A 22,136-nucleotide genomic window follows, 5' to 3' on the forward strand; every position below is an offset into this window, starting at 1 on the left:
GGCATCTATTTGTGAACGGACGATGTGGGGTTTTCTGCGCGCACGTGCGAATGCCCATTCCCGTCTGTCGCGGACGCTTCGGTGGCTTTCATTAATGGGAAAGGTAATCGACAACTACCGCCATAAGTGGGAGCGGGGCTAGTCTTTTCTAAGTGACATCCACACAAACTCCCCTTGCGGGGCGCACACCGGCCCCGCAGAAAATACCGCATGAAGTCTGGGTTCTTGTCGCCGCGGCGTTCATTATCGCCCTAGGTTATGGCCTGGTTGCCCCCGTCATCCCGCAGTTTGCCACCAGTTTTGGCGTTGGAATGGCGGCCGCGGGGGCGGTGGTGAGTGTTTTCGCAGGCACGCGCCTTCTCTTCGCCCCGGCATCTGGTTCACTCATCGATGCACTTGGATCCCGGTGGGTATATCTGACCGGACTGATCCTGGTGGCGCTATCCACGGGATTGGTGGCCTGTGCCCAGGAGTATTGGCACATGCTGGCCCTTCGCGCGCTGGCCGGTTGTGGTTCGACGATGTTTACCGTCTCAGCGACGGGGCTTATTATCTCCTTGTCACCGCCGGAGATCCGGGGCCGCTGTTCCTCGGCGTATGCGTCCGGGTTTTTGTTCGGAAATATCGGCGGTCCCATCATCGGTGCAGCACTGTCTGTGCTGGGTATGCGCTGGCCGTTTATCATCTACGGGGTGATGGTGGCGCTGGCTGCGTTCGTGGTGTGGTGGCGCATGCCACGTGCCATTGGCGCCCGCGCAACCAGTGGTGCAGCACTTCCTGTGGTTCCGGTGCGCGGAGTTTTGCACGATCGCGCCTTCCTTGCCGCCCTCGTAGGCGCGTTTGCCAATGGTTGGTCCAACTTTGGTGTCCGCGTGGCCACCGTGCCGCTTTTTGCCGCAGCGGTGTTCGACAATGGTGCGGCCATCGCCGGACTGGCCATGACCGCCTTCGCCGCGGGAAATGCCGTCGCGTTGCAGTTTTCGGGGCGTCTTTCGGATCGCATCGGGAGAAGGCCCTTGATCATCGCAGGCCTCGTTGTCAACGCGGCCTTTACCGCCACGTTCGGTTTCTCCCACCAATTTGCCACCTTGTTGGCCGTCTCGGCCGGTGCGGGTTTTGGCGCGGGCCTGCTCAATCCCTCGCAGCAGGCGGTCATCGCTGACATCGTGGGGCCTGAGCGCTCGGGCGGAAAGGTTGTCGCGGCATACCAAATGACCCAAGACCTGGGAACGATCGTGGGTCCGATTCTGATTGGTAGCCTCGCCCACACCGTGGGCTTTGGCTCGGCATTTATTATTTGCGCTGCCATTTCCACCATCGCCGCGATTGCGTGGCTGTTTGGTAGGGAAACCCGCACCGCACGGGTCTAGGTGAGCTGAGCAGACAGCTCGCGATTCAGGCGCCCGAAGTTGTAGTAGGCCGCGCAGGCGCCTTCGGGGGAAACCATGCAGGTGCCGATCGGGGTATCGGGCGTGCAGGCGGTGCCGAACACCTTGCACTGCCAGGGCTTGATGTGGCCGGTGAGCACCGAACCGCATTCGCAGGCCACGGGGTCGGCGACGCGTTTGCCGGGGACTTCAAACAGGCGCTCGGCATCGAACTCGGCGAACTCCTCGCTAATGCCCATGCCGGAATTGTCCAGCCAGCCGAGACCGCGCCACTCGAAGGTGTCGCGGATGGTAAATACCCGATCGAGTAGCGCCCGGGCGGCTGGGTTGCCCTCGGGGCGCACCACGCGGGCGTACTGGTTTTCCACCTTGGCGTTGCCCTTGGCCACCTCGCCAGAGACGAACTGCTCGATGAGCATCGCGGTGCCCTGCAAGATGTCGAGCGGCTCGAAGCCACAGACGGCCACCGGAAGGTTGAACTCCTGAGGGAGGAACTCAAAGGCCTCGGTGCCAACGACGGTGGCGACGTGGCCTGGGCCGATGAACCCGTCGACCTGAGTCTCGCCACCGTCGGCAATCGCGCGTAGCGGGGGTTCGATGGTGACGTGGTTGGAAAAGACGCTGAAGTTGGACAGCTTCCTCTCCTTGGCGTATTTCAGGGTCACCGCCGTCGAGGGGGCGGTGGTTTCGAAGCCGACGGCAAAGAAGACGACCTTCTTGTCCGGGTTTTCCTCGGCGATCTTAAGCGAGTCGAGCGGGGAGTAGACGAAGCGAATGTCGCACCCCTGAGCACGGGCTTGCATGAGCGAGTAGTCGGAGCCGGGCACGCGCATCATGTCGCCGAAGGTGGTCAAAATGACGTCGGGCTGGCTGGCCAGCCACAGGGCATCGTCGACTCGGCCCATCGGGATCACACACACCGGGCAGCCGGGGCCGTGGACGAAATCGATGTTGTCGGGGAGGAGGTTTTCCAAGCCGTAGCGGTAGATGGTGTGGGTGTGGCCACCACAGATCTCCATTAGCTTGATGGGGTGATCGAGCTTGGTGGACATCTCCTGGATGCGCTCGATGAGCTGGCGGGCGGCCTTGGGGTCGCGGAACTCGTCAACGAATTTCATGGGTGAACTACCTTGTGAGACAAAGCGGTGGTGGGGAAAGAAGAAGGATCAGAATGTGGTGGTTATTCGATCTTGGACTCGCTAAAGGAGGCGAACTCATCTTCGAAGGTGTCGCCACCGAGTTGTTTGATTTGCTGGAGAGTGAGCTTGGCTTCCTCCTCGTCGATGACGCTGAGCGCGAAACCGACGTGAACCAGCACCCAGTCGCCGACGGTGAGTCCGTCGGCAAGCAACAAATCGGTAGACACCTTGCGGTTGACGCCATCGATGCTCACGGTGGCGCGGGTGGGGTCTTGGACCTCAACGACTTGGGCCGGAACGCCTAGGCACACGTTTTGCTCCTTGCTCGGTTGATATGACATGTGACGCTTCCCCAAACTCTACTCCCACCAAGCCACAGCTGTGTCTTTGCTCGCACTGAGGCTTGATTCTGCGACAGCTCATACCCTTATTCCGGCGGCGCCGCTGGACCCACAGTGCGCAATCACCGCGGTGGCAGGCGGTGTGGGCGTGGCCTTCTTCCCCAGACAAGCCCCTTTAATCAACAGCGGTGACCTGCGCGTTGTGCCGCCTTCTTCGGCAATGCTCGCCGCACAGTTCGTGTTGGATAGCCAATGCCCGAAGCACTGAAGCCGCGGGCACTAACATGGCAAGAGACGCCCCACGTCGGTGACTAAGATTGCCGAAGGTGCGATGTGGGGAAAGGGTAATGAACGAATAAGAAAAGCCGAAAAAGCGAGGTTGCGGTGGAACCGAAGAACCGACTGAATGAGGACGTGGATCAGGTCAATGAGACGATCGCCAGGGTGCGTCGCCGAGGCGGGCGATTGAAGGACGAGCATGTCACCTTGGCCCACGGCGCCGGTGGCAAGGCCTCAGCCAGCCTGTTGCAGCACGTGTTCTTCGATGAGTACGGCAACGAACTGCTCGCCCAAGGCGGCGATTCCACGGTCATGGATCTTGACCTCACCGGCGGCAAACTGGCGTTTTCCACCGACTCCTACGTGGTCAACCCGATCGAGTTCCCGGGCGGCTCCATCGGAGAACTCGCCATCAACGGCACGGTCAACGATCTTGCGGTCGCCGGCGCGCAACCAAAATACATCTCCGTTGCCTTCATCTTGGAAGAGGGGCTGCCAATCGAAACCCTGCGCCGGGTCGTTCTCAAGCTCAAGGCTGCCGCCGATGCCGCGGGCGTGGCGATTGCCACCGGTGACACCAAGGTCGTGCCCAAGGGCAAAGGCGACAAGCTGTACATCACCACTGCGGGCGTGGGAGTCATCCCGGCCGAGCGGGTGCCGGGCTTCGACAAGGTGACCGTGGGCGACAAGATCTTGATTTCCGGCCCGATTGCCGATCATGGCATGTCGGTGATGATGGCGCGTGGCGATCTGGCCATCGATGCCCCCATCGAGTCCGATACCCGCGAGGTGGCCTCCTTGGTGGCGGCATTGCTCGCGGCGGTGCCCGAAACAAGGTGGATGCGCGATGCCACCCGCGGGGGCGTGGCCACCGTGATGAATGAGCTGGCCGAAACCACAGGCCTAGGCGTGGTGATCGAGGATGAGGCCATCCCGGTGCGTCCGATGACCCGCGCCGCCTGCGACATGCTTGGCATCGATCCCTTATACGTGGCCAACGAGGGAACCTTCGTGGCTGTGGTTCCGGCCGAGCGTGCCGACGCCGCACTGGCCGCAGTCAAAGACGCCGGCGCGCCCGAGGCCAGGCTCGTCGGTCGCATCGTTGACAAGCCGGAGGCCTGTGTGGTGCTGGTTACCGCCTTCGGCGGCACCCGCATGGTGGATAAGTTGGTCGGTGACCCGCTGCCACGCATCTGCTAAGGCTTGCGGGTTCCCAGCAAAAAGGGCGTGGCCGGAAACCCGCAGCTGCGGCCGCGGCGCGGGGTTTCACCCCTAGAGTTTTGCTGCCCGCGCGAGCACGGCCTGCCCCAGGCTCAGGCCGCCGTCGCCTGGCGGGATGAGCTCGTGGCGCAGCAGGCAATAGCCGTGCGCGTCGAGATAGTCCGCGAGGTCGCCAACCAGGATCCGGTTGAGCGCGCAGCCGCCGGTGATCGCGATGACGTTCGTATCCACCTGTGTGGCAGCCCGCACCGCCTCCTGCCCCAAAATCTGGGCGATGTGGCGGTGGAATTGGCGTGCCGCGTCCGGGAGGTTCCCTTTGACCACGCCTCGGGCCAGCGCGACGAAGGCATGCTCGATGCTGGTTGTGTCATCTGGGGAGGCTGTCCCTGTGCGCGCTAGGTGTTCGAATTCCATCGCGGCCTGCGCCTCATAGGAGACCGCCTGCCCCTTATCGGCGCAGCCGGCGAGTGCGGCCGCGGCGTCGAAGATCCTTCCCAGCGAGCTGGTGGCGATAGTGCCGAATCCACTGGTGAGTTGGGATTGAACCAAGGCGAGCTCGGCTGGATTTACCCTGTCGGCCACCCGCGCAAACGCAGCGGTGGTGTGCTCGTCGTCAAGCCCATAGGCCGCTTGGATCCCCGCGGCGATGCGCCAGGGGTGGGTCACGGCCCGGTCGCCGCCGATGAGCGGAAACTCTGGGACATGCCACGCCCGGGTGAAGGTGAGGTTTTCATCGACGCCAAAGATTTCCCCACCCCAGATATGCCCGTCGGTGCCGTAGCCGGTGCCGTCGGCGGCGATGACCACCGCGGGGGTGCCCACGAGGCGGTGTTCGGCAAGGACGCTAGCCGCGTGCGCGTGATGGTGCTGGACCTGGATCAATTCCACGTCGAGGCGCTCAGCAAGCCGCTGCGCCCAACTGGTGGTGGAGTATCCGGGGTGTAAATCGCACACGATGGCTTCGGGGCGCACCGCGCGCATGGAGGTCATCTGCGCAAAGGTGCGCTCGAGGACCTCCTGGGCGCGTAAGGATCTCATGTCGCCTATATGGCTGGATAGATGCCCCAGGTTTCCACTGGTCAGACACATGGTGTTCTTCAGCTCGCCGCCGACGGCAAAGACCTCGGCGACCTCGCCTGTGGGGTCGGGGATCGGTACGGGCAACGGGGCTAACCCGCGCGAGCGGCGCACCGGGGTCGTGCCCATAAACACCGAGTCTTCGACCGGCACCACGATGTCGCGATCGTGGAGGAGGAATCCATCGCAGAAATCGCCAAGCAAGGCCCGCGCATCGGGAATGGATGCCACCAGCGGTTCGCCACTGGGGTTGCCGCTGGTGGCAACTACCGGGCGGCCGAATTCCTCCAGCAACAGGTGGTGCAGCGGCGAATAGGGCAGCACGACCCCCACCTCGCCTAGCCCCGGCGCGATCTCTTCGGGCAGATACCCGGTTGCGGCCGCGATGACGATGGGTCGGGCGGGGGAGACCAGAAGGTGCTGCTCGGCGGGGGTGAGGGTGACGGCCTTGTGGGCGTCGGCAAGCGTGGGAACCATGACCGCAAAGGGCTTGTGGGGTCGGTGCTTGCGCTCGCGCAAACGGGCGATGGCCAAAGGATTGGTGGCATCGACAAGCAGGTGAAATCCGCCGATGCCGCGCATGGCCACCACCTTGCCCGCGCGCAGCGTCTCGCAGGCAGCAGCAATCGCCGCCGCGGCTTGTTGCGTACGGTTTCTTTCCACCGGCGCTGCACCTGTTTGCGGGGCACCTGCGCGTTCGAACCACAGGTGTGGCCCACAGTCGGGGCAAGAAATTGGCTGTGCGTGGTAGCGGCGGTCGTTTGGATCGCTGTATTCCTTCGCACAAGCCGGACACATGTCGAAGACCTTCAGCGTGGTGGCTGGCCGATCGTAGGGCAGTTGTTCGATGATGGATAGCCGCGGCCCGCAGTTGGTGCAGGTGATAAAGGGATAGTGGTAGCGGCGGTTGGTAGGGTCATGAAATTCTCGCAGGCAGTCCTCGCACGGGGCCACGTCCGGCGGGATGAGCGTGCGCGCGCCGGGGATGTGTGTGGAGGCCACAATCGTGAATCCGGTTTCCTCCCGGACAGGTATGTTCTGCTTGACGACGTCGACCACCTGCGCCAGGGGCGGCAGCGTGGCCATAAGCGTTGCTAGGAAGTGATCGAGGACCTCGCGCGGTGCTTGGGCCTCGATGAAGACCTCGATGTCATTGTTGCCGCACCAGCCGGTGACCTGACATTCCCTGGCCACCTTGGCCACATGCGGGCGCATCCCGACACCTTGGACGACCCCGGTGAGCGTGAGCGCGTAGCGAGTAAGGCCCTTATCCATCTGAATCCCCTTGCGCCCGTAAAGGGTTGGCAGCACAACTCATGTTCTCAAGCTTAAACCGACACAACCTTAGTCCCGTGCGTGGCTTGGTCGGGCGTTCGAAGCGAACTAGGAATTCAACCGCGCTGAACCTAGCCGTCAGAAGGCCCGGCGCTGCGGGCACTGTGCCGGAGCAGCGCCGGAACAGCGCCGGAACAGAGCGGGCGTTGCGCGGACATAGCGCGGCAACGGTGCGAGTGCAGTGCAGACACTGCGCGAGTACTGCGCGAGTACTGCGCGAGTACTGCGCGGACACGGCGCGATCACAATGCTGGTCGAGGACCCACAAGGAATAACCACGGCGCCAAGAAATAAGATTGCACCTTAGTTCAGGTGCCAGCGCACCCTAACTGAGGTCTCAGCGCACCTTAACTCAGGTGCCAGCACTGCAGGAGTCTGCGTGGCAATTTAGGCAACGCAGTGATCCCTTTCCGCGCTAGTGCGAGCTGGGTGACCGGCGGCGGGGTAAAAGGGAGGCGGGGGCGTTGGGTGGCGAAGTGGTGAAGGCTTCATGTGGGATGGAGTAGTTTGGGAATCGTGCACGAAGTGGCTTTGAGTACGCAGTTAGCTGGTGTGGTCACCAGGGCTGCACAGGGCAGGAAAGTGCGGGTGATTAACCTTCGCATCGGCGCGTTGCGCCAGGTGGTTCCCACCTCGATGGAATATGCGTGGGGATTTGTCACCGCCGGCACCGCCCTCGAGGGCGCCCGCCTTGCCATTGACTGGCGTCCCGGTGTCATCGAGTGCGCGGCGGGGCATCGCACAACGCTGGATCCGCATGCCTACCTCGACCTAGGCTGCCCCTTGTGTGAGCAGCCCACCACGGTCATCCAGGGCGAAGAATTCCAGGTAGTTGACTTGGAGGTGGATGCGGTGGCTGCAGCAGCTAGCGAAAATCCGCCACGAGCCGAAGATGATGAACGGGTAGGAAAAGCACGAGACTAACAAGCACCCAGCACCCAGCACCCAGCACCCAAGCTCCCAGCACCCTCCGGTGCGCCCGCGCCGCCGGTATTCACACGGCGCCTATGACCGCCTAAAGAAAGCGCCGCTATGTCGCGCTTTAACTCGAAGAAGAAAGTGAGTTTTTTTTATCATGGGACGTTTTCATCGCCACGACGACGGGACTGTTCACTCTCACGAGCACGACCATGACGGCCACGGCCACGTCCACAGCCACAGTCACGCCCATGATCATCATGATCATGTGCACGATCATGAGCACCCGCATGCACATGACCATGAGCACGAGCATTACGATGTCGGCGACCACTCCGGTTATGAGACCGGCCGCGAGCGCATTGAGGTACTCGAGGATATCTTCTCCGAAAACGATCGCAGGGCGGCAAGCAACCAGGCGGCATTCGAGGAGCACGGGGTGACCTCGATTAACGTCATGAGTTCGCCGGGGGCCGGCAAGACGACGCTGTTGGAGAAGACCCTGCAGGAGCTGGGGGAAAAGGTGCGCTTTGGCGTGGTCGAAGGCGATATTGAAACCGCGCTCGATGCCGATCGTTTGCGCGGGTTCGGCGCGCAGGTGTCCCTGCTCAACACCGGCAATGGCTTCGGCGGTGAATGCCACCTCGACGCGCCGATGGTGGCCCATGCCTTGGAAGGGCTCGACCTTTCCACCCTCGATGTGGTGCTGATTGAAAACGTGGGTAATCTCGTGTGCCCGGCGGAGTTTGAGGTCGGCGCGCAGAAGAAGGCGATGGTGGCCTCCGTGACCGAGGGCGAGGACAAACCGCTGAAATACCCGGTGATGTTCCGCAGCGTGGAGGTTGTGGTCATCAACAAGATTGACCTGTTGCCGTACCTCGATTTTGATATGGATCTTTTTAAGAAAAACATCCGACAGGTTAATCCGAATGCCGAGATCATCGAAGTCTCCACCAAGACGGGTGAGGGCTTGGATCGCTGGTATGCCTGGTTGCAGGAAGTATCCGCCTAGCGGGGGTAATAGGGGGTTGGTCTGACCACTTTCCTGTCATGGCCACGAAAGCATATGTGGCGCCACGGGGAGTAACCTTGGCAGGTGACGGGGAAGCGTCAGGTGACACGTGGGCTAAACGTGGAGCCACTAGGTTTCCAACACCGAAAAACGATGCAGCGTTGGCGATCGGGCGGGTGTAGCGCCGGGGTTGACCCCCGTCGCCCGCCCGATGCGCAAACGTTTGCCGTTTGTGGGCAGTAACCGGGCCACAACATGAGCCATCAGTTCGCTTCCTTGGAATAGGAACGTTGGTGGAGTCTCTCCCAAATGGGGCCTCCACACAAACCATGCCATAACCGGCCACAGCCTTTGGGGCTGGCTGGTTGTGGGTGATGAACGTGGAAAGCGAAGTGTAATGGACATTCCTGGATCCTGGCGCAACGAGACATTAATGGAGTCTTTGGCGCGCAAGGGCGTTTCCCGCCGTGACTTTTTGAAGATGTGCTCCGGCCTGGCAGCCATCTATGCCGTCGGCGCACCGCTGGCGTCGAAGGCACAGGCCGAAGAAGCAGAAAAGATCGCCGACGCGCTCGGCGCGGTGACCAAGCCCAACGTGGCGTGGCTGCAGCTGCAAGAATGCACCGGCTGCATGGAGTCGGTGCTGCGTTCCGGCGGCAACACCATTGAGGATCTTGTCCTCAATCAGCTCTCCGTCAACTACAACGAGCTGGTGATGGCAGCCTCCGGCGAGGCCGCCGAGCAGGCCCTGCACGAGCTAAATGAACAACCCCACATGCTCGTGGTCAACGGCTCGGTCTCGCTGGCCGAAAATGGCGTCTACTGCACCATCGGTGGCAAGACCTCCCGTCAGGTGCTCGAGGAGGCCGCCAAGAACGCCACCGTCATCCTTGCCGTCGGCGCGTGTGCGGTCTACGGTTCGGTCCAGGCGGCGCGGCCGAACCCCACCCACGCGGTCGGTGTGGACGAGATCATCAAGGACAAGCCGGTCATCAACGTCTCCGGCTGCCCGCCGATCGGTGAGGTCATCACCGCGACGATCTCCTATATCCTCACCCACGGTCACGCCCCGGAGGTGGATCCGGAAGGCCGTCCGCTATTCGCCTACGACCAGCGCATTCACGATTCCTGTCCGCGCCGCGCCCACTTCGATGCCGGCCAGTTCGTCCGCTCCTTCGATGATGAGGGTGCGCGCAACGGCTGGTGCCTCTACGAGGTTGGCTGCAAGGGCCCCTCGACGTTTAGCCCGTGCCCGATCATCCAGTGGAACCTCAAGTCCGGCTGGCCGATCGGCGCCGGTCACCCGTGCATCGGATGCACGGAAAAGGACTTCTTTGATCGGTTTACCCCCTTCTACACCGAGCTGCCCAACGTGCGCGGCTTTGGCGTGGAATCCAGCGTGGAAAAGGTCGGCTGGGGCTTGGTCGGCGTGGCGGCTGCCGGCGTGGCCGTCCACGGTGGTTTGACTATGGTTCACGAGATCAAGGTGCGCAAGGCCAACGGCGACTTGGAGACCTTGGAGACCTATGGCGGGCCAACCGATGCCACGGGAGCGGTCACCACCGCCGCGGGCGATCACCCGACCCCGCCGTCGAAGGCAACGGAACAGTAATCAAGGATCGGCGACCGTAGGCGTCGGAAAGCAAAGCAAAAAAGGACCACTGAACTATGGCTGAAAGAATTGTCGTCGATCCCTTGACCCGCATCGAGGGCCACTTGCGTATTGAGATGGAAGTCGACGGGGGAGAGATCAAGGAGGCCTGGAGCGAGGCCACCCAGTTCCGCGGCATCGAAACCATCGTCCAAGACCGCGACCCGCGCGACGTGTGGGCATTCGTCGGACGCATCTGCGGCGTGTGCACCGCCACCCACTCGGTGGCTTCGGTCATCGCCGTGGAAAACGCGATCGGCACCCAGATCCCCAAGCAGGCCCAGCTCATCCGCGACCTGTTGCTGGCGGCCCAGGAAGTCCACGACCACGTCGTTCACTTCTATCACCTGCATGCCCTCGACTGGGTCAATGTGGTCTCCGCAGCGCAGGCGGACCCGCAAAAGACCGCGGAGTTTGCCCGCTCCATCGGCTCGACATGGAAGGGCAATACCCCGGAACAGTTCGCCAAGGTCAAAGAGACCGTCCAGGGCATTCTCGATTCTGGGCAGCTGTCCATCTTCACCGGCGGCTATTGGGATCACCCGGACTACCGCCTGCCGGCCGAGGCCAACCTCATGGCCGTGAGCCACTACCTCGACGCGCTGCAGTTCCAGCGCTCGATCATCCGCATCACCACGGTCTTCGGCGGCAAGAACCCACACCCGAACTTCCTGGTCGGCGGCATGGCCTGTTCGATCGACCCGGACAAGTCCGAGACCGTCAACCAGGTCTCCATCGATCAGATCCAGACCTGGACCGAGGAGATCGAAAACTTCGTCACCGGCTGCTACCTCCCGGACGCGCTGGCGATCATGGGCGTGTACAAGGACTACTTCGACATCGGAAAGTCGGCCGATACCTTTCTGGCAGTGGGCATGGCCGGCGCCGCCATCCGCGGCGACCAGCTCGAGCGCTCGCTCTCGCACGGACACCCCGAGATCACCCCGGGTGTGATCCTCGACGGCGACTACACCACGGTCCACCCGCTTGACCCGGCCAAGATTAAGGAATACGTGGCCTCCGCGTGGCTGGAATACTCCGTGGGCAACGAAGAAGGCCTCGAGCCGAGCGAGGGTGAGACCACACCTGCCTACACCGGGCCGCAGCCACCCTATGAGTGGCTGGCTGACAACCAGGAGTACACCTGGTCGAAGGCGCCGCGTTACGACGGTCGCCCCACCCAGATGGGACCGGTTGCCCGCGTGCTTTTGGCCTACCTGCAAAACGAGCCGGAGACCAAGAAGCTTGTCGACGACGCGATGGCCACCTTAGGGATCACGGTGGACAAGTTCAACTCCACCGGTGGCCGCACCTTGGCGCGCGCGGTGGAGGCCGTGACCACCTCGACCAATATGCTCAACTACTTGCTGCCGGAGTTCATCAAGGGAATCAAGGAAGGCGACTACGACGTCTTCAACCCGAAGAAGTGGGAGCCCAGCTCCTGGCCCGAGGAATCAAGCGGCTTCGCCATGCTCGAGGTCGCCCGCGGCACCTTGTCGCACTACGTGACCATCAAGGACCAGAAGGTCGCCCGCTACCAGGCCGTGGTTCCCTCCACCTGGCTGTCCGGCGGCCGCGACGCCGAGGCCCAGCGCGGCCCCTACGAGGAGGCGCTCGCCGGCGGCGGGCACCCGCTCGAAGATCCGAAGCAGCCCCTCGAGGTGCTGCGTACCATCCACTCCTTCGACCCGTGTATGTCCTGCGCGGTCCACCTGGTGGACGCGGAAGGCGAGGAGATCGTCAAGGTGATGACACAATGACCACTCACGTTCCCGCCCAAGGGGCCAACCCCACCCCGGAAAACCCGGCGATTGACGCGGGCAACCCGGTTTTTAGGAAAAACGAGCCCAAGCCCGAGCTCTCGGTCATCTCGAGTTTCCCCGTGGACAAGTACGGCCAGGAAACGCTCATCCGCATGGCCGCGGTGGCCCCGGAAGGCTCCGATGACCCCATCGACGTGGCACTGTGGCGTGCGACCGACGAGACCTACGACGCCGTCGACTTCGTCCCCGGCACCCCGGAGCGCCCCTATTCCACCGTGACCGTCAACAATATCTGGGCACGCGCGTCTCGCCGCAATGTCTCCGTCATGCGCGGCGATGTCTCGGCGGTCCTCGCCGCCTCGAATGCGACCCGCGAGCAGAGGGTATTGGCGAAAAAGCACGTCAACGCCATGCAAAAGGTGGGACGGCGCTGCATGGCCATCGCGGTGGCGGAGCTGGATTCGGAGGATCCTGATTCCTACCAGCTAGCCGGTGTCATGAGCTTTGGCGTGTGCGAGCGCCGCACCCGCCTAGCCCCAACCCGCCCGGGCTATACCCGCGTGCAGATGTGGCCGCTGGCGTTGCGCTTCCAGCACTGGTTCAACGTCTTTTTCATCGTCGCGCTGTCGGTGACGGGCTACTACATCATGGACCCGTTCTTCGGTCCGGGTGCTACGAGCGACACCGGCTACTTCATGGGTACGGTGCGCTTTATCCACATCGCCTCCGGCGTGGGCTGGATCGCGCTGGCGATCTGGCGCCTGTCGCTGACGGTGTTCGCCAAGGAACGACAGATGCGTTGGCGCGCGCTATGGCCGATCTATAACAAGCAAGACGCCAAAAACATGTGGGGCACCGTCCAGTTCTACCTGTTCCTCAAGAAGGAAGGCCCGCAGTATGTCGGCCACAACGGCCTGCAGCAGCTGACCTATACCGGCATTTACGTCATGTGCGCGATCCAGATGGTCACCGGCTTGGCCCTGTATGGCATCTACGACCAGTCGAACATCTTCCACGTGATCTTGGCCTACCCGGTCCACTGGTTCGGCGTGCCTGCCCTGCGCCTGTTCCACACGGCGGTCATGTTCATCATCATGAGCTTCGTGGTGGTCCACGTCTACCTGGCCTTCCGCGCCGATAACCTGGAAGATCATGGCGGCGTGTCCTCCATGATCAACGGTGCCGTGTGGCTGCCCACCGGCTCCACCCCAGTCGATGCCCCGGAGATCGAGTAAGTGGGCACGAAGACGACCGTTTTAGGCATTGGTAACCCCATCATGAGCGATGATGGGGTGGGCATTGCCGTGTTTTCTTTGCTTTCCGACGCCAAGGTGCGCGGTGTCGATTACGTCGAAGGCGGCACGCTCGGCATGGAGATCCTCCCGGAAATCCAAGACGCGAAGCGCCTGCTGGTGGTTGATGGGATCAACGACCCCGACGAACACCCCGGCACCGTGCTGGTCTTGGAGGGCGACCAGCTCCCGCGCCTGCGCAAGAATGCGTTATCCCCGCATCAGGTGGGCCTGCTCGACCTGCTCTCGGTGGCCCGCCTGCTGGGGCAGGAGCCTGAGGAGGTGGTCGTCGTCGGCGTGGTGGCCAAGGATGCGCGACTGCATGTAGGTCTCAGCGATGCGGTGGCGGTGGCGGTTCCGGCCGCCACCCGTGCCGCGCAAGACATCCTTGACCGCTGGGCCGAAGCGATCTAAGGCTTGCCGCTAACCGACATCGACCCAATCGATGAGAAACTCCTGCCCCCGCCGCAGATCAGCGGTGGGGGTTTGGCATACCGGACACACCAAGGCGAAGAACTCATCGATTTCTTGCTCGCACCCGCACGTTGGGCACCATACGGTGGCCGCAACGGGGGTGATCTCAAGCCGCGCGTTCTCGCACACGGTGCCTGCAATCGCCAGCGGCCAGGAAGATTCGAGGGCGTCGATCAACGCCCCGGATCGCGCCCCGACAGTCAGCCCCACGGCCACGACGGGCTTTCCCTCGGCCACCTTGTCGGCGGTAACCTCGGTAACGGTGGCGACAACGCCTGTAAGCAAGGACAACTCGTGCATGAGACTTAAGTCTAGAACGAACCCGCACGAGACCAACAAGCCCCGCAAAGGCCACAGTAAGAAAGGCCAAGGCTTAAAGCCTCAAGACATCCTGCACGAACTCTACCGAGTAAAGGCACGAAAACCCCATGACAAAAACCAAGCTAATGGTCAATGAGATCGTCGATCCCTTGTCCGCGCGCGTGATCATCGACCCGGCGGCCGCATCCGCCGACCGGGTGGCAACCTTCGACGTGGCCGGGGTACCCCGCGTGGACACATTCCTCGAAGGCAAGCCCGCTTGGCAGGTGCCCACGATGGTCACGCGGCTGTGCGGGCTGTGCCCGGTAACCCACCACCTCGCGGGGATGCGGGCACTGGACCAGCTATGCCCCACGCAACCTGATGAGGCGGCCCGGGCGTTGCGCCTGTTGCTGCATCACGGCAGCGTGCTCGACGTGATGGGCCCGCGCTTGGCGTTGAAACAGTCGCGGGCGGCGGCGGTGGCGGTGCGCACCATGGGCAAGAAGGCCCAGGCCCTAGCCGGCGCGCCGGGGCACTTTCCGGATGTGGCCACTCCCGGCGGGGTCAAACCCAGCGCGCTCCCGCTCAAGGAGCAGGCAACGCAGCTGCGGGCACAGATCCTTGACCTGTATGAGCAGACACGGCCGATCATAGACGGGCTCATCGCCGAGTGCCCGCCGCAGCAACCCCTGGAGCAGTACCGGGGTGCGGATATTATCGTCACCGATGCCAGCGGCGCCTGGGACCCGCTGGGGGACTTCCTCTTGATCCGCCTGAATGAGCCTGGCTTAGCCCCAAGCGATGGGCACGCCACGTTGAAAAGAAGCGAACTCATCCCGGCCGCCGAGGTTGCCCACCGTTTGCGCGAGACCGCCCCCGGGGCGATTACGCCGCGCCCGGAGGTGCTCATCGACGGTGCCTGGCATCCCTATCGCGTAGGACCCGCCGCGCGCTACCCGCAGTATGGCGCCGCCCGCGCGCAGGCGCAGTCGCTGGCTGACTCGGCAGCAGCGATCGCCCAGCTGAGTGCGGGCTTAGGTGACGACATCTTCGCGGATGCCGAAGAGGCATCGGGGCACCAGGCGCCGGTACTAGCCGATGGCGTGGGCACCGGCTTGGTCGACGGGCCGCGGGGGCTGCTCATCCACCACTATGAGGTCAAAGATGGGGTGCTCGCACGGTGCCAGATTCTAAGCCCCACCGCGCAAAATGAGCCCTGGCTTGCGGAAATGCTCTCGCGCGCATGGGTGGAATTTGGGCCGGTGCCGCAGCTGAAGCCGGTGATGGAACAGGCGGTGCGCGCGGCCGATCCTTGCCTGCCGTGTACCCAGGCCCCGGAGGGCATGATGAATCTGGCCGTGGTGGATGAGGACGGAAACACCCTTGTCTGATGGGGTGGGCGTATCCTTTTTACTCATACGAGTGCTTTTTTGAAAGGACGATTGCACCATGTGTCTTGGTATCCCGGCCCGGGTGATTGACCCGGGCAGTAGCCTGGATCCATTTCCGATGGGAGAGATCGATGTCGCAGGCGAGCGGCGGCCGTGCTGTTTTGCCTATGTTCCGGAGGCCGTGGCGGGGGACTGGGTCTTGGTACAAAACAGCTTTGCCATGACCATCGTGGACGAAGAAGCCGCGCGGGAGTCCATGCAGACCATTGAGGAGTTTGATCTCATCCCGGCAGCAAACGGGGATACCCCGCGGGCCAGCGCACGCCCCTAGCGCGTTGCTTGGGGGAGCAGGCCCTTTAGCAGGATGCATGCTTCCTAGCAGGGGTTTTCGGCGGGATTACCGCGAGAAAGGCGTGGGGTTGAAGAAGTGGGGGATACTTTCTTACCCCCCGAAAATGGGGACTAGTGAAGAGGTAAAAAGACCGCAGAATTTGAGCCTTGTCTCACTGGGGCTGCGGTCTTTTGCTATGTCTCACGGGGGTTGGGATGGGTGCTCGTTTCACCGTGAGGGGTGGTTGTGTGAATCGGCTGTGAACGTTCACAATCAAATACTGTGGTCAGTCCGAGTTTTTCTCCATGCGGTGACGTGAGTCTCTTTCGTTGGATGTAAGAAGGTGGCGGAAGAAAATGTCAAGCCCGCCCGAATTATGACGCCGAGTTGGCATCGATCGTCATCGAAACCCTTTGATTGTGTCTCGAATTCTTCCTAGACTTGGGGATGCAATCGATTGATATACGTTCACATTTCTCAGCACAGTAAAGGGGTGACAAGGATGGCTTCCACCACCGGAACCATGTCGGACACCTGGGTCGAACCGCAGGGCAGTGGGATTCCCGCGCCGGCGGCAACTCGCTACTACACCATTGAGAACGATCACTACCGTGCCGTGATCAGCACCCTCGGCGCGGGATTGCAGGCACTGACCTTCGACGGGCGCGCACTCGTGGAAACCTACCCGCAAGGCGAGGTCGCACCGCTGACAGCCGGGCTCGTGCTCGCGCCGTGGCCCAATCGCCTCGACGAAGGAACGTTCACGGTGGACGGGACCGAGTACCGCATGCCGCTAAATGAGCAAGACCGCTCCAACGCCTTGCATGGGTTGGTCTTCGATCGGCAGTGGCACCTTCAGGAGCACACCTCCCAGTCGGTCACCCTCGGCATCCAGATCGGTCCTGAAAATCACTGGCCGTGGTCGACTGAGGTGACCGCCACCTATGGGCTTGGCGAAGACGGCCTTCATGCCCGCTTCGTTGCCCAGGCCAAAGATGAAAAAGTCGCGCCGACAGGCGCCATCCCCTTCGTGTTCGGCTGGCACACCTACCTCCAGGCCCAGGGCGCACCTACCGATAGCTGCACGCTTCGAGTAGATGTGGATACCCAACTGGACTTGGACCCGCAACGCAAGCTGCCCGTGGGCACAGCCCATGAGTCCACGCTTGCACAGGAACTGGCCCAGGGCCTGCCCCTTCGGGGACACAGCCTCGATGACTGCTTCCACTCCAGCGCGGACGGGTTCGTCACCACCACCTTCACCGACGAATCCGGACGCGGCGTGGAGATGACCTGCAGCAGCGAGCTGTCCTGGTACCAGATCTTTACCCCGGGTGAGGACATTGAGATTCCCTACCCAGGGGCACCACGCGGGCGTGCGGTCGCGGTCGAACCTATGACGGGACCGCCCAACGCATTGACCAGCGGGATCGATGTCCATGATCTAGCCCGTGGCCCGCAGCGCCTCAGCGTTCGGATGACAGCGATCAATCCTTAAAAAGACGAGGAAGGCTTTCTTCCGCGAAGTCTTTCCTACACCACACTTTCCTCACAACTTCACATTCATCCCATTTAGGGGCTCGTGCCACCGGCGCCGAGCCCGACTTTTCCAAGACCAAAGGATGCCCCATGAATTCGGCACTGAGACTCGACGCCTCCTGGGTGGACTACACCCTCGTGGCCTTGTACTTCGTATTTGTCCTCGGCATTGGCTGGGCGGCGAAGGCAAAGGTCTCCTCTTCGATTGACTTCTTCCTTTCCGGCCGCGGCCTTCCTGCCTGGGTGACGGGCCTGGCCTTCATCTCCGCCAACTTGGGTGCCGTTGAGATCATCGGCATGTCCGCTAATGGCGCGCAGTACGGATTCCAGACGATGCATTACTTCTGGATCGGCGCCGTGCCGGCCATGGTCTTCCTCGGCATCGTCATGATGCCCTTCTACTATGGCTCGAAGGTGCGCTCGGTTCCTGAGTTCATGCGCAAGCGCTTCGGCGCGGGCGCGCACCTGGTCAACGCCATCTCCTTCGCGCTGGCTCAGCTGCTCATCGCCGGCGTGAACCTGCTGCTGCTGGCCAAGATCGTCAACGCCCTGTTGGGCTGGCCGCTTTGGCTGACGCTGATCATCGCTGCCGTCATCGTACTTTCCTACATCACCCTCGGCGGCCTGTCTGCCGCCATCTACAACGAGGTGCTGCAGTTCTTCGTCATCGTCGCAGCGCTGTTGCCGCTGACCATCATTGGCATGAACCGTGTGGGCGGCTGGTCTGGCCTGAAGGATGCCGTGGCCAACGAATCGCACTTCCACACCTGGCCGGGCATGGATCTGTCGGGCTTTAGCTCCCCGGTGCTTTCGGTCATCGGTATTACCTTCGGCCTGGGGTTTGTGCTCTCCTTCGGTTATTGGACCACCAACTTCGTGGAGGTCCAGCGCGCAATGGCTTCCGAGTCCATCTCGGCTGCCCGCAAGACCCCGATCATCGGCGCTTTCCCGAAGATGTTCATTCCTTTCCTCGTGGTGCTGCCGGGCATGGTCGCCAGCGTGACCGTTGCTGAGCTCATGGGCCCGGAGGCCACCGCCAAGCCGAATGACGCCATCTTGCTGCTCATGCGCGACCTGTTGCCCAACGGCCTGCTGGGCGTTGCCATCGCCGGTTTGCTTGCCTCCTTCATGGCTGGCATGGCTGCCAACATTTCCGCCTTTAACACCGTGATCAGCTACGACATCTGGCAGCAGTATGTGGTCAAGGACCGCGAGGATGACTACTACCTGAAGTTCGGCCGTATCGCCACCGTCGTGGCCACCCTCATCGCCGTGTTCACCGCGCTGTTGGCTCGCAACTTCGGCAACGTGATGGACTACCTGCAGACGCTGTTCGGCTTCTTTAACGCCCCGCTTTTTGCCACCTTCATCCTGGGCATGTTCTGGAAGCGCATGACTCCGCACGCTGGCTGGTCGGGCCTGGTTTCCGGCACCGCCGCCGCCGTGATTTTCTGGGCACTGTCGCTGGGGGAGAACCCGGTGGTCAACCTGCCGGGTCAGGGTACCGCTTTCGTCGCCGCCACCCTTGCCTTTATCACGGACATCATCGTCTCGGTCATCGTGAGCACCTTTACCACGCCGAAGCCGGACGAGGATCTGGTGGGCTTTGTGAAGTCGGTGACCCCGAAGTCCCACTTCGCCGATGACACCGAGGCTGCGCTGCCGTGGTACCGCCGCACCGTGCCGCTGGGCATGCTGTGCCTGGCGATGGTCGTGACCCTCAACATCATCTTCCTCTAAGCGGATGCGGCTTGCAGGCACAGCAGCACTGACTCTCACGCGGCGTGCCTTGCGCCAGAATCCGCCACCATCTCGTCCTTCTTATTTCACTTAAGGAACTTTTCACCATGAGCACCCATCAACCGAAGGCCAGCAGCCAGCACTTCGCGGGCGCCTTCGACATCCGCAACGTCATCGGCGCGCTGATCGGCATCTATGGCCTCGTCCTTGTCATCTGCAGTTTCGCGCTGGATCCCGGCATCAACCCCGAGACCGGCGTGGAGAAGAGCTCCGCCGACAACCTCTGGGCTGGCATCGCCATGCTGGCCGTGGGCATCGTCTTCGCACTGTGGGCGAAGCTGCGCCCAATCGCAGTCGACGAGGCAAACTAGGCAGGCAAACTAGGCAGGCAAACTAGGCCTTTTCCCCCTCCCGCACGCCGCTAAAGCTGCAACCCCACAAAAGTTTCCAACCAGGCGAGACCACGAGCACCATGAGCACTAACAAACAACCCATCCACGCTTCCGCTACCAGCCCAGCTACCACCTCCGCAGCGCCTAGCCCGGCCACCACTTCCACCGGGCACGAGGCCGCCATGCCGCAGACCCTCGCCGCCGGGGTAAGTGTGACCGCAGCCCGGCTGGCCGACGGCCGGGAGATCCTCTACTTCGATGACACCCCGAAGTCGAAAGGGGAGCGGGTGCTCGACGATCCCCGCGACCTGCCCCAGGCGCACACGACCTCGGAGATGCGCCGCGATCCGCTGACCGGCGCCTGGGTGGCCTATGCCGCCCACCGCATGAACCGCACGTTCATGCCCCCGGCCAACGAAAACCCGCTTGCGCCCAGCAAGCCGGGCCAGCTGCCCACGGAGATTCCTTCGCCGACCTATGACGTGGTCGTCTTCGAAAACCGCTTTCCGAGCTTTTCCATGAACATCGACGATTCCGGCTGGGAGTACCTGGTCGACGGCATCGAGGCCTACCCGCGCAAGCCCGCGAAGGCCCGCTGCGAGGTGGTCTGCTTTACCGAAGATGTCAGCAAGTCCTTCAAGGATCTCGAGCCTAGGCGCATCCGCACGGTCATTGAAGCCTGGGCGCATCGCACGGCTGCCCTGTCGGCCATCGAGGGTATCCAGCAGGTATTCCCCTTCGAGAATCGCGGCGAGGAGATCGGCGTGACCCTGCAGCACCCGCACGGCCAGATCTACTCCTACCCGTTCCTTTCGCCGCGACTTGCCTCGATCGTCGAGTCCAGCAAGGCCTTTGCTGCTGCGCATCCGGGCAAGGAGCTGTTTGCACAATTGCTTGCCGACGAACGCAGCGCCGGCACTCGCATCATCGAAGAGACCGAGTTTTTCACCGTGTTCGTTCCGGCCGCAGCCAAGTGGCCGGTGGAGGTCATGGTCTGGCCCAACCGTCACGTGGCCGACTTCACCGAGCTTTCCGACGCCGAGCGCGAGGACCTAGCCCACCTGCTCAAGCGCCTGTACACGGCGGTGGACCGCTTCTTCCCAGGCGTGGAGAAGACCCCGTACATCGCGGGCTGGAACCAGGCCCCGGTCGATCCGAGCTTGCGTCGCTATTCCCGACTTCACCTACAACTGTTTTCGCTCATGCGCTCCCCGAACCGCATGAAGTTCCTCGCTGGCAGCGAGTCCTCCCAGTCCGTGTGGATCAACGACACCACCCCGGAGGCCATCGCCGCCCGATTCAAGGAGGTATGGCCCTAATGCCACGCTGGATTTCCACCCGCCAACCCCAACACCTCGCCGAAGACGCGGCCCGCCTGTTCAAGGAGGCTTTCGGCCGCGACCCAAAGGGTGTCTGGGGTGCCCCTGGCCGCGTGAACGTGATCGGCGATCACGTGGACTACGCTGCGGGCGTGTCCATTCCCTTCGCCCTTGAGCAACTTACTGCCGTGGCCGCCGCACCGAATGAGGATGGCGTCTACCGGGTGGTCTCGATCGCCCCGGACGGCACCAAGATGGAAACGACCATCCCGGTCGATGAGGTGGGCCCGCTGCACCCTGCCGATTGGTCTGGCTACGTGGTGGGCACCATTTGGGCTGCCACCCAGTCGCAGGTCATCCCCACCGTGCAGGGCTATAACCTGGCGATTGTCTCCGATGTCCCGCTTGGCTCAGGTCTTAGTTCCTCTGCCGCCCTCGAGTGTGCTACCGCCGTCGCCGCCTTTGAGCTGGCCAATCACAAGGCGCCAACTCGCAATGACCTTCCCGGCTTGGTCGATGCCTGCATCCGCGCTGAGAACGAGGTGGTCGGCGCCTCCACCGGCGGGTTGGATCAGCGCTCCAGCCTCTATGGTGAGCACGGCAAGGCCCTTGTCATCGACTTCCATGAAGGCACAACCACCCCGGTTCCTTTCGACCTGGCCGCCAAGGGGTTGGCCTTGCTCATCGCCGATACGAATGCCCCGCATGCCCTTAACGACGGCCAATACGCTTCGCGCCGCGGCGTCATCGACGCCTTTACCCAGGCCCAGCCGGAGGCGACCTTCCGCGACATCGACGACGCCGTAGAAAAGGCATCCGCCTGGGCAGAGGAGAACAACCTCGATGTAGCGGAGGCCACCAAACGAGTCAAGCACGTGGTGGAGGAGACCGCCCGCACGATCGAAGCCGCCCACGCGCTTGAAGCCGATGACATGGCTACCTTCCGCCAGCTCATGCAGGACTCCCACGAGTCCCTGCGTGACCAGTATGAGGTGGTCACTCAGGAGCTGGAGTCCGCGTTCCACGCGGCGGGCGAGTACGGCGCCCGCATGACCGGCGGTGGCTTCGGCGGTTCCGTCATTGCGCTGGTGAACGCCCAGGATGTCGAGGCCACCGCGGCAAAGATCGAGCAGGCTGCCCTCGACCGCGGCTTCCCGGCCCCCACCTTCTTGGTGGCGCGCCCGGGTGATGGGGCACGGCGCCTGGCTTAATCAAGGAGCAGAATCTTCCA

19 protein-coding genes are annotated in these 22,136 nt (G+C 62.6%); 15 read left to right on the forward strand and 4 right to left on the reverse strand.

Annotation, left to right across the window (positions count from 1 at the left end; genetic code table 11):
* Positions 1–152: 152 nt before the first annotated feature.
* A complete protein-coding gene (locus PAB09_RS05455) occupies positions 153–1,370 on the forward strand; it encodes an MFS transporter (protein WP_271035011.1) in 1,218 nt (405 codons plus the stop codon).
* Here PAB09_RS05455 and hypD read toward each other — a convergent pair.
* Both hypD and PAB09_RS05465 read right to left on the reverse strand, forming a co-directional pair.
* A complete protein-coding gene (gene hypD, locus PAB09_RS05460; RefSeq protein ID WP_271035012.1) occupies positions 1,367–2,506 on the reverse strand; it encodes a hydrogenase formation protein HypD in 1,140 nt (379 codons plus the stop codon). The genes PAB09_RS05455 and hypD overlap by 4 nt on opposite strands.
* Positions 2,507–2,568: 62 nt before the next feature.
* A complete protein-coding gene (locus tag PAB09_RS05465) occupies positions 2,569–2,838 on the reverse strand; it encodes a HypC/HybG/HupF family hydrogenase formation chaperone (RefSeq protein WP_271035281.1) in 270 nt (89 codons plus the stop codon).
* A gap of 414 nt (positions 2,839–3,252) precedes the next feature.
* Here PAB09_RS05465 and hypE point away from each other — a divergent pair, with 414 nt between their 5' ends.
* Entirely contained in the window at positions 3,253–4,347 is a 1,095-nt protein-coding gene (hypE, locus tag PAB09_RS05470; protein WP_271035013.1) for a hydrogenase expression/formation protein HypE, read from the forward strand.
* 72 nt (positions 4,348–4,419) lie between these two features.
* On the opposite strand, the gene hypF is transcribed toward hypE, so the two are convergent.
* Positions 4,420–6,756, reverse strand: coding sequence for a carbamoyltransferase HypF (gene hypF / locus PAB09_RS05475; protein WP_271035014.1), 2,337 nt, complete (start codon positions 6,754–6,756; stop codon positions 4,420–4,422).
* A 576-nt stretch (positions 6,757–7,332) separates the two neighbouring features.
* Here hypF and PAB09_RS05480 point away from each other — a divergent pair.
* From PAB09_RS05480 to PAB09_RS05505, 6 genes are all read left to right on the forward strand, one after another.
* Positions 7,333–7,704 carry a hydrogenase maturation nickel metallochaperone HypA/HybF gene (locus PAB09_RS05480; RefSeq protein WP_271035282.1) on the forward strand — a complete coding sequence of 124 codons (372 nt, stop codon included), beginning with the start codon at positions 7,333–7,335 and terminating at the stop codon, positions 7,702–7,704.
* A gap of 151 nt (positions 7,705–7,855) precedes the next feature.
* Complete coding sequence (gene hypB / locus PAB09_RS05485; RefSeq protein ID WP_271035015.1) at positions 7,856–8,710, forward strand: hydrogenase nickel incorporation protein HypB; 855 nt, start codon at positions 7,856–7,858, stop codon at positions 8,708–8,710.
* A gap of 397 nt (positions 8,711–9,107) precedes the next feature.
* A complete protein-coding gene (locus PAB09_RS05490; RefSeq protein ID WP_271035016.1) occupies positions 9,108–10,322 on the forward strand; it encodes a hydrogenase small subunit in 1,215 nt (404 codons plus the stop codon).
* A gap of 56 nt (positions 10,323–10,378) precedes the next feature.
* Positions 10,379–12,121, forward strand: a complete 1,743-nt coding sequence (locus PAB09_RS05495) for a nickel-dependent hydrogenase large subunit (RefSeq protein WP_271035017.1) — start codon at positions 10,379–10,381, stop codon at positions 12,119–12,121.
* Positions 12,118–13,359, forward strand: coding sequence for a Ni/Fe-hydrogenase, b-type cytochrome subunit (cybH, locus tag PAB09_RS05500; RefSeq protein WP_271035018.1), 1,242 nt, complete (start codon positions 12,118–12,120; stop codon positions 13,357–13,359). Before PAB09_RS05495 ends, cybH begins: the two co-directional genes overlap by 4 nt.
* The gene (locus tag PAB09_RS05505) at positions 13,360–13,830 is read left to right on the forward strand and encodes a hydrogenase maturation protease (RefSeq protein WP_271035019.1); all 471 of its coding nucleotides are present in this window, start codon (positions 13,360–13,362) and stop codon (positions 13,828–13,830) included. It begins immediately after the preceding gene.
* Between the two features lie 9 nt (positions 13,831–13,839).
* Here the strand turns inward: PAB09_RS05505 and PAB09_RS05510 are convergent, their stop codons facing one another.
* Positions 13,840–14,190 (reverse strand): hydrogenase maturation nickel metallochaperone HypA/HybF, encoded by a 351-nt coding sequence (locus tag PAB09_RS05510; protein WP_271035020.1) that lies wholly within the window; start codon positions 14,188–14,190, stop codon positions 13,840–13,842.
* Between the two features lie 128 nt (positions 14,191–14,318).
* Between PAB09_RS05510 and PAB09_RS05515 the strand changes: the two genes are divergently transcribed.
* The 7 genes from PAB09_RS05515 to galK all read left to right on the forward strand — a co-directional run bounded on the left by PAB09_RS05515 (position 14,319) and on the right by galK (position 22,116).
* On the forward strand, positions 14,319–15,584 hold the full coding sequence (locus PAB09_RS05515; protein WP_271035021.1) for a nickel-dependent hydrogenase large subunit: 1,266 nt from the start codon (positions 14,319–14,321) through the stop codon (positions 15,582–15,584).
* Positions 15,585–15,642: 58 nt separating this feature from the next.
* Positions 15,643–15,915: a HypC/HybG/HupF family hydrogenase formation chaperone gene (locus PAB09_RS05520; RefSeq protein ID WP_271035022.1), complete on the forward strand. Its 273-nt coding sequence runs from the start codon at positions 15,643–15,645 to the stop codon at positions 15,913–15,915.
* A 502-nt stretch (positions 15,916–16,417) separates the two neighbouring features.
* Positions 16,418–17,413, forward strand: coding sequence for an aldose epimerase family protein (locus PAB09_RS05525; protein ID WP_271035023.1), 996 nt, complete (start codon positions 16,418–16,420; stop codon positions 17,411–17,413).
* Positions 17,414–17,544: 131 nt separating this feature from the next.
* Entirely contained in the window at positions 17,545–19,194 is a 1,650-nt protein-coding gene (locus PAB09_RS05530) for a sodium:solute symporter family protein (protein ID WP_271035024.1), read from the forward strand.
* A 107-nt stretch (positions 19,195–19,301) separates the two neighbouring features.
* Positions 19,302–19,565, forward strand: coding sequence for an LPXTG cell wall anchor domain-containing protein (locus PAB09_RS05535; protein WP_271035025.1), 264 nt, complete (start codon positions 19,302–19,304; stop codon positions 19,563–19,565).
* Between the two features lie 203 nt (positions 19,566–19,768).
* Positions 19,769–20,905, forward strand: coding sequence for a galactose-1-phosphate uridylyltransferase (gene galT / locus PAB09_RS05540; protein WP_271035283.1), 1,137 nt, complete (start codon positions 19,769–19,771; stop codon positions 20,903–20,905).
* Positions 20,905–22,116 carry a galactokinase gene (gene galK / locus PAB09_RS05545; RefSeq protein ID WP_271035026.1) on the forward strand — a complete coding sequence of 404 codons (1,212 nt, stop codon included), beginning with the start codon at positions 20,905–20,907 and terminating at the stop codon, positions 22,114–22,116. The genes galT and galK overlap by 1 nt, the downstream gene beginning before the upstream one ends.
* The last annotated feature ends 20 nt before the right edge of the window (positions 22,117–22,136 follow it).

The organism is Corynebacterium sp. SCR221107 (genome assembly GCF_027886475.1).
Taxonomy (GTDB): Bacteria; Actinomycetota; Actinomycetes; order Mycobacteriales; family Mycobacteriaceae; genus Corynebacterium.